Source organism: Mycobacterium sp. TH-M11, from assembly GCF_057473725.1.
Genome location: NZ_JBYCLD010000455.1, coordinates 1 through 8,525, shown reverse-complemented (window position 1 = coordinate 8,525; position 8,525 = coordinate 1). Strand labels below are relative to the sequence as shown.

Genomic DNA, 8,525 nt, shown 5'->3' with positions numbered 1-8,525 from the left:
TCGCGGCGAACATGGCACAGTAGGGAACGTGCGACTGACCGTGCTGGGCTGCTCCGGCAGTGTGGTGGGTCCGGACTCGCCGGCATCGGGATACCTGTTGCAGGCGCCGGACTCGCCGCCGCTGGTAATCGACTTCGGAGGTGGGGTCCTCGGCGCCCTGCAACGCCATGTCGATCCGGGGTCGGTCCATGTGCTGTTGTCGCACTTGCATGCCGACCACTGCTTGGATCTGCCCGGGCTGTTTGTCTGGCGCCGCTACCACCCGTCGGTGGCGATCAGGCCGTTCGATAAGGGCCTGCTCTACGGGCCGAGCGACACCTGGTCGCGGATGGGCGCGGCGTCCTCGCCCTACGGCGGGGAGATCGACGACATCACCGACATCTTCGATGTCCGCGCCTGGGCGGACGGTGAGCCGGTCACGTTCGGGGAGCTGCGTGTGCAGCCCGGCTTGGTGTCGCATCCGACCGAGTCCTACGGGATGCGGATCACCGATCCGTCCGGCGCGACGTTGGTCTACAGCGCCGATACCGGCTTTTGCGATGCGGTGATCGAATTGGCGCGCGGCGCCGATGTGTTCTTGTGTGAGGCGTCGTGGACCCATGAGGCCAACCGCCCACCCAACCTGCACCTGTCGGGAACCGAGGCCGGGCGGATCGCCGCGGCCGCGGGTGTCGGACAACTACTGCTGACCCACATCCCGCCCTGGACCTCGCGCGAGGACGTGATCGGGGAGGCCAAGGCGGAGTTCGATGGCCCGGTGCACGCCGTGGTGTGCGACGAGTCGTTCGACATCAAGCGGTCCTGACACAACTCAGGACGCCGTCCGCGGTTAGGGTTGTCGCGTGTCCAAACGAGAAGACGGTCGCCTCGACGACGAGCTGCGCCCGGTCGTCATCACCCGCGGCTTCACCGCCAACCCGGCCGGATCGGTTCTGGTCGAGTTCGGCAACACCCGGGTCATGTGCACGGCCAGCGTCACCGAAGGCGTTCCGCGCTGGCGGAAGGGTTCCGGCCGCGGTTGGCTGACCGCCGAGTACGCGATGCTGCCGGCCGCTACCCACACCCGCTCGGACCGCGAATCGGTCAAGGGCCGAGTGGGCGGGCGAACCCAGGAGATCAGCCGGCTGGTGGGCCGCTCGCTGCGCGCCTGCATCGACCTGGCCGCGCTGGGGGAGAACACCATCGCGATCGACTGCGACGTACTGCAGGCCGACGGCGGTACCCGCACCGCGGCGATCACCGGGGCGTATGTGGCGCTCGCCGATGCGGTTACTTACCTGTCTGCCGCCGGCAAGTTGTCGGACCCGCGCCCGTTGTCGTGCGCGATCTCAGCCGTCAGCGTCGGCGTGGTCGACGGCCGGGTCCGCGTCGATCTTCCCTACGAAGAGGATTCGCGGGCCGAGGTCGACATGAACGTGGTCGCCACCGACACCGGCACCCTGGTGGAGATCCAGGGCACCGGAGAGGGGGCCACCTTCCCGCGCTCGACGCTGGACAAGATGCTCGATGCGGCGCTGGCCGCCTGCGAGAAGCTGTTCGTGGTGCAGCGCGAAGCGCTGGAACTGCCGTATCCGGGGGTGCTGCCGGAGGGGCCGGCGCCGAAGAAGGCGTTCGGCAGCTGATCGACATTCTGGTGGCCAGCCGCAACCGCAAGAAGCTGGCCGAGCTGAGCCGGGTGCTGGAGCACGCCGGCGTCTCGGGAGTGCAACTGGTCTCCCTCGATGAGGTGGCACCCTATCCCGAGGCGCCCGAAACCGGGGCGACGTTCGAGGAGAACGCCCTGGCCAAAGCGCGTGACGGCTACGCGGCCACCGGATTGCCTTGTGTCGCAGATGATTCGGGCCTGACCGTCTCCGCGCTCAACGGCATGCCGGGGGTGCTGTCGGCGCGCTGGTCGGGTAAACACGGCGACGACGCGGCCAACACCGCCCTGTTGCTGGCGCAGTTGAGCGACGTGCCCGACGAGCGGCGCGGCGCGGCGTTCGTCTCCGCGTGCGCGCTGGTATGGGGTGCCGGCCCCGAGCACCAGGTGGTGGTGCGCGGCGAGTGGGCCGGCAGCATCGCCCGAGAACCGCACGGCGACGGCGGATTCGGCTACGACCCGGTTTTTGTGCCGGCCGATACCGACCGCACTGCGGCGCAGTTGAGCCCGGCCGAGAAGGACGCCGCGTCGCACCGCAGCCGAGCGCTGGAGTTGCTTTTGCCGGCGCTGCGCTCGCTGGCGTAGCGACGCCGCTGGGGCCTCAGCCGCCGACAATCCTCTGCCGAGCGTGAAGCTAGCTTCACGCTCGGCGCAGCTGCGAGGCCTCAGAGGTTGAACTGGGCCTTGATGTTTCGGGACTGGAAGTGTTCGACGATGATGCCGAGCAGGGGAATAGTGCCGGACAGCAGCACTCCTACGGTCTTGCCGAGCGGCCAGCGGACCTTGACCGCCAGGTTGAAAGCGGCCAGCAGGTAGGCGAAGTACACCCAGCCGTGCACCACAGCGATCCAGGTCGGGGGGTTGTCCACCTTGACCACGTAGCGCATCACGATCTCGTAGCACAGGGCGATCAGCCAGATACCGGTTGTCCACGCCATCACCCGGTAGGGCAGCAGCGCGCTGCGGATCTTCTCGGCGGGAGCGGCCTGGGCGGAGGACTCGGTCATGCGGTGTTCCTGTTCTGTCGGGCGTTCTCGGAGAGCTCGGCCAAATAGGCGTTGTACTCCCGCATCGCGGGGTCATCGGTGGGAGCAGCGGCCGCGGGCCGCTCCGGCAGCAGTCCAGCGGGTATCTCGGTCACCGTGTCTTCGGGGTGCAGCTCGGGCGGCTCTTCTTCATAGCGGACGAACTTGCGGTAGGCGTACACGCAGAACCAGGCGAACAGCGGCCACTGCAGCGCGTAGCCCAGATTCTGGAAGGTGCCGTTGACCTCTTGGAACCGAGTCCACTGCCACCAGCCCAGCCCCAGGCACGCGCTGGCGGCGACGATCACCAGCACAACCAGTGCAGGTCTCCGACGCCGTGTAGTGGACACCCCATGACGGTACCGCGCCAGGCCCGGAATGCCTTCAGGCCTTCGGGCCGACGAACTCGTCGAGTCGCGCGGTGGCGGCTTTACGGTAGACCGCGATTTGGTAGGTGCTGTTCTGCGTCCACGGAATCGCGAGACGATCCAGCGCCGCACAGAAGAGGCCGCGGACATCGTCGGAGCGGTTGGAGAAGTGGTACCGGACGCTTCGCACACCGCGGTCGTTGGCCACCACTCTGCAGCCGTCGCTGTCGATTAGGCCACGAATGAATTCTTCGGTGGCCTGCTCGACGAGCGTTTGCTGCCATGGCTCCAGCCGAATCGGCCGATGATGCTTCTTGCCGGCGCCGTGCTGGGGGAAAAGGCACGGCCAGTGGTTTGAATAAAGGTAGACCTCGACACAATGATCGGAGCGGCGATACATTGCCGCGTGTTGCCCTGGCATGACGGCATCGATCGTCTTCCTGCATCGCTCGATGATGCCGGGGTACCCGGTATCGAGAGTGATCCTGAGACGCCACGCTCGACCGCACCGGGAGATGCATCCGTCCCCAAGGTAAAGACCGAGGAGGTAGCAGTAGGCAGCTGCGGGCAGGCGAGAGAAATCATGGCTGCGTCTTGCAGCGCGCCGAGTCTCGGGATGGTGTCGCCATTGACACACGGTGCGCCGCGGAATAGAGGTCTGTCGTGCGATGGCGCAGTCGTCGAAGCCCGCGGCGATGAGTTGCTGCACAGCGTCGAATTCCTCCGTAGATCGCATGATCCGGCCTTTCCGCGCGTTGTATCCCAACGTAGTTCGGGACACTGACGGAAATTTCTTGCGGACGGACGGGTAGGATTCCAACGCCAGCGGGCGTGATGGAATTGGCAGACATGCGGGCTTTAGGTGCCCGTGCTCGAAAGAGCGTGAGGGTTCGAGTCCCTCCGCCCGCACAAAGGTGAACTGGGCCCATCCAGCTAGCGTGATAACCAGGTTTTTATGCCTCTCGGCGGCGGGTGATGGGGCGACCGGCAGCGGACTTTCAGCGCTCTTCCAGCTAACGTGCCGATGTCGGGGCGGTAGTGATAGGCAAAATCGGTTCGTCGGCCGCTCGAGTTCGCCTCACCGGTGCTTCCGACGGTGTCAGAATGAACGATCTAGTCGTCCGTGGATTGGTGCAACGCGATGAAGATGTGGGTGGCCAGCGCGTTCAGCGTTGCGATTGTCAGTGGAGGAGTTCTGGCGCCGATACCGGTTGCCATGGCGCAACCCGACCAGGACCAGGTGTTCTTCGACGAACTGCAGGAACAGGGGCTGCACCCCGACTACGACAAGCAGATCTGCGGGAGCATCAAGTGCGAGCCGCTGCGCACTCTGATGGTGCAAGAGGGCCACGCGGTCTGCGTGGCGCTGAGCGATTCGCCCCGGCTGGTGCCGGTCTCGGTCATCGCGAATCTGGAAGTGTCACCCGACGAGGCGCACGCCATCATCAATGCGGCGCGGCACGCCTACTGCCCGCAGCTGCCGGACCCGTACCAGCCGGCGACCTGACGCGCCTATTGCTCGGACACGGCCACAGGTATGGGCGTTTCGCCGAACGTCTCGGCGTCGCGGGCTTTTCGTGCGTAGACCACCACGCCGACGGCGGCCACCGCCCAGACGATGTACTGCGTCATCCAGGCCAGCCGGAACGCTTCGAATGAATAGCCACCGGTCATTGCGATAACCACCCCCATCGCCTGCATGATGAGCAGGGTGGCGATGAAGCCGCCGGTGTTGACCATGCCTTGCGCGGTGCCCAACGCGGCCGGCGGGTTGTAGGTCCGGGCGAAGTCGAAGGCCAGCATCGACACCGGCTGACCCGCCGAGATCACCAGGATCAGCATCACCAACAACCAATGCGGCGCGGGGCGCGGCATGGCCAACAGCACCGTCCAGGTCAACGCGATCAGTGCCATCATGGTCAGCGCCACGCGTGAGCGGTGTTGCGGCCAACGCCCGGAGATGGTTCCGACCAGCAGCCCCACCACGATGAAGGGCAGCACCGACAGCGTCAGCGCCGCACCTGCCACGCCGCGCGAAAGCCCTTGCGCGGTAGTCAGGTATGGCACCCCCCACATCAGTGCGAACACGCCGGGGGAGAACGCGTTGCCCATGTGGGTGAAGAAGCCCGCCTTGGTCCCCGGCCGTGACCACACCGTTTTGATCTCACCGAACGCGTCACCGAAGCTCCGTGCGTGCACTGCGGCCGGCGCTCCCGGCGGGGCGTCGCGGGTGACGGCGAGTGTCAGCATGCCGGCGAACAGGCCCAGCCCCGCGGCCGAGAGATAGGCGGCCGTCCAGCCGCCGTGCAGCAGGATTGCTAGGAACGGCACCGCCGAGAGGAACTGGCCGAACTGACCGCAGATGCCGGTCAGCTGGGTGAGCAGCGGAACACGCTTGGGTGCAAACCAATTGGGCAGCAGTCGGATGACCGAGATGAAGATGAACGAGTCACCCAGGCCGATGACGCCGTACGCACCGACCGCGGTGGGAAGCGAGTGGGTCAGCGACAGCGTCAGTTGGGCGGCGGAGAGCACTAGAACGCCGGTGGCGATCATCGCCCGGGGGCCGAAGCGGTCCAACAGCACTCCGGCCGGAATCTGCATGGCCGCGTAGACGATCAACTGCACGATCACGAACGACGACAGCGTGCTCGGGCCGGCGTGGAAGCGATCGGCGGCGTCGAGGCCCGAGACCCCGAAGGTGGTTCGGTCCAGCACTGCCACCAAATAGGACAGCAGCCCGGTGCCCCACACGATCCAGGGACGCAATTCGGGCCTACCTTGTCTGTCAATTGCAGGACACGGGCTATGGTCGCACACGATTTCGGCGTGGTTTTCGCCGGTGACCGGCCAAAACCGGCACCAAAGTCTGTCTTAGTCTGTGTCGCGTGATGATTTCACGACGCGACGTGTTCAAACTCGCCGCGGCGGTGCCTGCGGCTGCCGGCGTTTCGGCGCTGCTCGCCGCGGCCGCCGAGGCGGCGCCGCTGGGCATTCTGCTGGATTACTCCGCCGGTGTCTTGTCCGCCGAGGCGATCAAGGCGTCCGGCGCTGCGGGTGCTATCCGCTATGTGTCGGATCGTCGGCCCGGCGCCGACTGGATGCTCGGCAAGCCGATGCAGCTAGCCGAGGCGCGTGACCTGCAGGAGAACGGACTCACGGTCGTCTCCTGCTACCAGTTCGGAAAGCAGGCGACCGCGGACTGGCTGGGCGGCCAGGACGCCGGTGTGGACCACGCCAAGCGTGGCGCACAGTTGCACACGGCGGCCGGCGGCCCGGACAGTGCGCCGATCTACGCCTCTATCGACGACAATCCGTCCTTCGAGCAGTACAAAGAGCAAGTTGCTCCGTACCTGCGGGGCTGGCAATCGGTGGTCGGGCCGGAGCGCACCGGTGTCTACGCCAACTCCAAGACCATCGAGTGGGCGCTGCAGGACGGTCTGGGCTCCTGCTTCTGGCAACACAACTTCGGTTCGCCCGGCGGTGTCGCCCATCCGGCGGCCAACTTGCATCAGGTGGAGATCGACAGGCGCACGGTCGGCGGCGTTGGTGTGGACATTAACGAGATCCTGGCGCCCCAGTTCGGTCAGTGGGCCTGACGAAGCTCCGGTCCGCCGTTCGTCCAGCAAACTAGCGCCCGATCGAGCTGCGCAGGGCTGGGATCGCCGGGCTCGTTCGAGCTCGGAGCCTCAGGCGCCGCCAAAGCCAGTTGGCCTGGCTGATTCAAACATAACGATTAGATAACAATGGAGCCTTGATCTGCGTCGTTATGGCTACTCGACCGTAACCCCGCGCATGCAGGACGTTTGTCCCGGATCGTTCCAGCCGCTGTCGAGCCCCGTGATATCCGGGGCCGGGTTACCCGAGCGTAGAACTCACCAGTAACCAATTTGCTGCGGAAACGGCACAGGTTCTTATGACACTCTTACAGCTGAAGCGCGGCCGCGAACACGCGAGAACCCGCAGTTGGGCCGGCTATCCCGGCGGGCGTCGATGACGACGCGACGTTAACCAGGGCAGGGGAGATATAAAACGTGACGATCCACGAACACGACCGGGTTTCCGCTGACGGTGCAGGCTCGGGGCGTTTCGCCAATGCCGCGTCCGCTCTGGTGGATCGGTTGACGGCCGGCGAGCCGTACGCGGTCGCCTTCGGTGGACAGGGCAGCGCCTGGTTGGAGTCGCTCGAAGAGTTGGTGTCGTCGGCCGGCATCGAGACGGAACTGGCCACCTTGGCGGGCGAGGCCGACCTACTGCTGGAGCCGATCGCCAAAGAGCTGGTTGTGGTCCGGCCCATCGGATTTGAGCCGCTGCAGTGGGTCCGGGCGCTGGCGGCCGAGGACCCCATTCCGTCGGACAAGCAGCTGACGTCGGCGGCGGTGTCGGTGCCGGGGGTGCTGCTGACCCAGATCGCCGCGATGCGGGCGCTGGAGCGTCAGGGTCTGGACCTGTCGGCCACCCCGCCGGTCGCCGCGGCCGGGCACTCGCAGGGCATTCTGGCGGTCGAGTCGCTGAAGGCCGGTGGCGCCAGCGACGTGCAGCTGCTCGCGATCGCCCAGCTGATCGGGGCGGCCGGAACGCTGGTGGCCCGCCGCCGGGGCATTTCGGTCCTGGGTGACCGCCCGCCGATGGTGTCGGTCACCAATGTCGATCCGGAGCGCATCCGGCAACTGTTGGACGAGTTCGCCACCGACGTGCGCACCGTGCTTCCTCCGGTGCTGTCCATCCGCAACGGTCGCCGTGCCGTGGTGATCACCGGGACCCCCGAGCAGCTGTCTCGATTCGAGCTGTACTGCGAGCAGATCGCCGAGAAGGAGGCTGCCGAGCGCAAGAGCAAGCTGCGCGGCGGCGCGGTCTTCGCTCCGGTCTTCGAGCCGGTCCAGGTCGAGGTCGGCTTCCACTCGCCGCGGCTGTCCAACGGCATCGAGATCGTCGCGCAGTGGGCCGCCAAGGTGGGCCTCGATGTGGCGCTGACCCGCCAGCTGGCCGACTCGATCCTGGTGGGCGAGGTCGACTGGGTCGACGAGGTCACCGCGCTGCACGACGCGGGTGCCCGCTGGATTCTGGATCTGGGACCCGGTGACATCCTGACCCGGCTGACCGCCCCGGTGATTCGCGGCCTGGGCGTCGGGATCGTGCCGGTGGCCACCCGCGGTGGACAGCGCAACCTGTTCACCATCGGTGCCGTCCCCGAGGTCGCCCGGCCTTGGACCAGCTACGCCCCGTCGGTGGTCGCGCTGCCCGACGGCCGGGTCAAGCTCGACACCAAGTTCACCCGGCTGACCGGCCGCTCGCCGATCCTGCTGGCCGGCATGACCCCGACCACCGTCGACGCCAAGATCGTCGCCGCCGCCGCCAACGCCGGGCACTGGTCCGAGCTGGCCGGCGGTGGCCAGGTCACCGAGGAGATCTTCAACGACCGGGTCGCCGAGCTCACGACGCTGCTCGAGTCGGGCCGCACCGTTCAGTTCAACTCGCTGTTCCTGGATC

At 66.7% G+C, this 8,525-nt stretch carries 9 protein-coding genes, 1 tRNA gene and 1 pseudogene; 7 read left to right on the top strand and 4 right to left on the bottom strand.

What is annotated here, in order from left to right; genetic code table 11:
- Positions 1–28 precede the first annotated feature (28 nt).
- Genes AC2VOG_RS17710 through rdgB form a run of 3 tightly spaced genes read left to right on the top strand, consistent with a single transcriptional unit; the run spans position 29 to position 2,227 of the window.
- On the top strand, positions 29–805 hold the full coding sequence (locus tag AC2VOG_RS17710; protein ID WP_486941153.1) for a cyclic nucleotide-degrading phosphodiesterase: 777 nt from the start codon (positions 29–31) through the stop codon (positions 803–805).
- A 37-nt stretch (positions 806–842) separates the two neighbouring features.
- Entirely contained in the window at positions 843–1,622 is a 780-nt protein-coding gene (gene rph, locus AC2VOG_RS17705; protein ID WP_486941151.1) for a ribonuclease PH, read from the top strand.
- Entirely contained in the window at positions 1,619–2,227 is a 609-nt protein-coding gene (gene rdgB, locus AC2VOG_RS17700; RefSeq protein ID WP_486941152.1) for an RdgB/HAM1 family non-canonical purine NTP pyrophosphatase, read from the top strand. The genes rph and rdgB overlap by 4 nt, the downstream gene beginning before the upstream one ends.
- A gap of 80 nt (positions 2,228–2,307) precedes the next feature.
- On the opposite strand, the gene AC2VOG_RS17695 is transcribed toward rdgB, so the two are convergent.
- From AC2VOG_RS17695 to AC2VOG_RS17685, 3 genes are read right to left on the bottom strand one after another with little or no spacing between them, the layout of a single operon-like run.
- Positions 2,308–2,649, bottom strand: coding sequence for a DUF3817 domain-containing protein (locus AC2VOG_RS17695; RefSeq protein WP_486941150.1), 342 nt, complete (start codon positions 2,647–2,649; stop codon positions 2,308–2,310).
- Entirely contained in the window at positions 2,646–3,017 is a 372-nt protein-coding gene (locus AC2VOG_RS17690) for a hypothetical protein (protein WP_486941149.1), read from the bottom strand. Before AC2VOG_RS17690 ends, AC2VOG_RS17695 begins: the two co-directional genes overlap by 4 nt.
- Positions 3,018–3,051: 34 nt before the next feature.
- Positions 3,052–3,456 carry an LAGLIDADG family homing endonuclease gene (locus AC2VOG_RS17685; RefSeq protein WP_486941148.1) on the bottom strand — a complete coding sequence of 135 codons (405 nt, stop codon included), beginning with the start codon at positions 3,454–3,456 and terminating at the stop codon, positions 3,052–3,054.
- A 404-nt stretch (positions 3,457–3,860) separates the two neighbouring features.
- Here AC2VOG_RS17685 and AC2VOG_RS17680 point away from each other — a divergent pair.
- Positions 3,861–3,944, top strand: a tRNA-Leu gene (locus tag AC2VOG_RS17680).
- 214 nt (positions 3,945–4,158) lie between these two features.
- A complete protein-coding gene (locus AC2VOG_RS17675) occupies positions 4,159–4,542 on the top strand; it encodes a DUF732 domain-containing protein (RefSeq protein ID WP_486941147.1) in 384 nt (127 codons plus the stop codon).
- A 5-nt stretch (positions 4,543–4,547) separates the two neighbouring features.
- On the opposite strand, the gene AC2VOG_RS17670 is transcribed toward AC2VOG_RS17675, so the two are convergent.
- A complete protein-coding gene (locus AC2VOG_RS17670) occupies positions 4,548–5,804 on the bottom strand; it encodes an MFS transporter (protein ID WP_486941146.1) in 1,257 nt (418 codons plus the stop codon).
- Between the two features lie 119 nt (positions 5,805–5,923).
- Between AC2VOG_RS17670 and AC2VOG_RS17665 the strand changes: the two genes are divergently transcribed.
- Positions 5,924–6,634 carry a DUF1906 domain-containing protein gene (locus AC2VOG_RS17665; protein ID WP_486941145.1) on the top strand — a complete coding sequence of 237 codons (711 nt, stop codon included), beginning with the start codon at positions 5,924–5,926 and terminating at the stop codon, positions 6,632–6,634.
- Positions 6,635–7,069: 435 nt separating this feature from the next.
- Positions 7,070–8,525: pseudogene (locus tag AC2VOG_RS17660) on the top strand (3-oxoacyl-ACP synthase); the annotation flags it as partial.

What these genes read in the sequence shown, in the direction of transcription:
- AC2VOG_RS17695 (WP_486941150.1), bottom strand. Translation starts at nt 2,649, where the DNA reads ATGACCGAGTCCTCCGCCCAGGCCGCTCCCGCCGAGAAGATCCGCAGC.
- AC2VOG_RS17685 (WP_486941148.1), bottom strand. Translation starts at nt 3,456, where the DNA reads ATGCCAGGGCAACACGCGGCAATGTATCGCCGCTCCGATCATTGTGTC.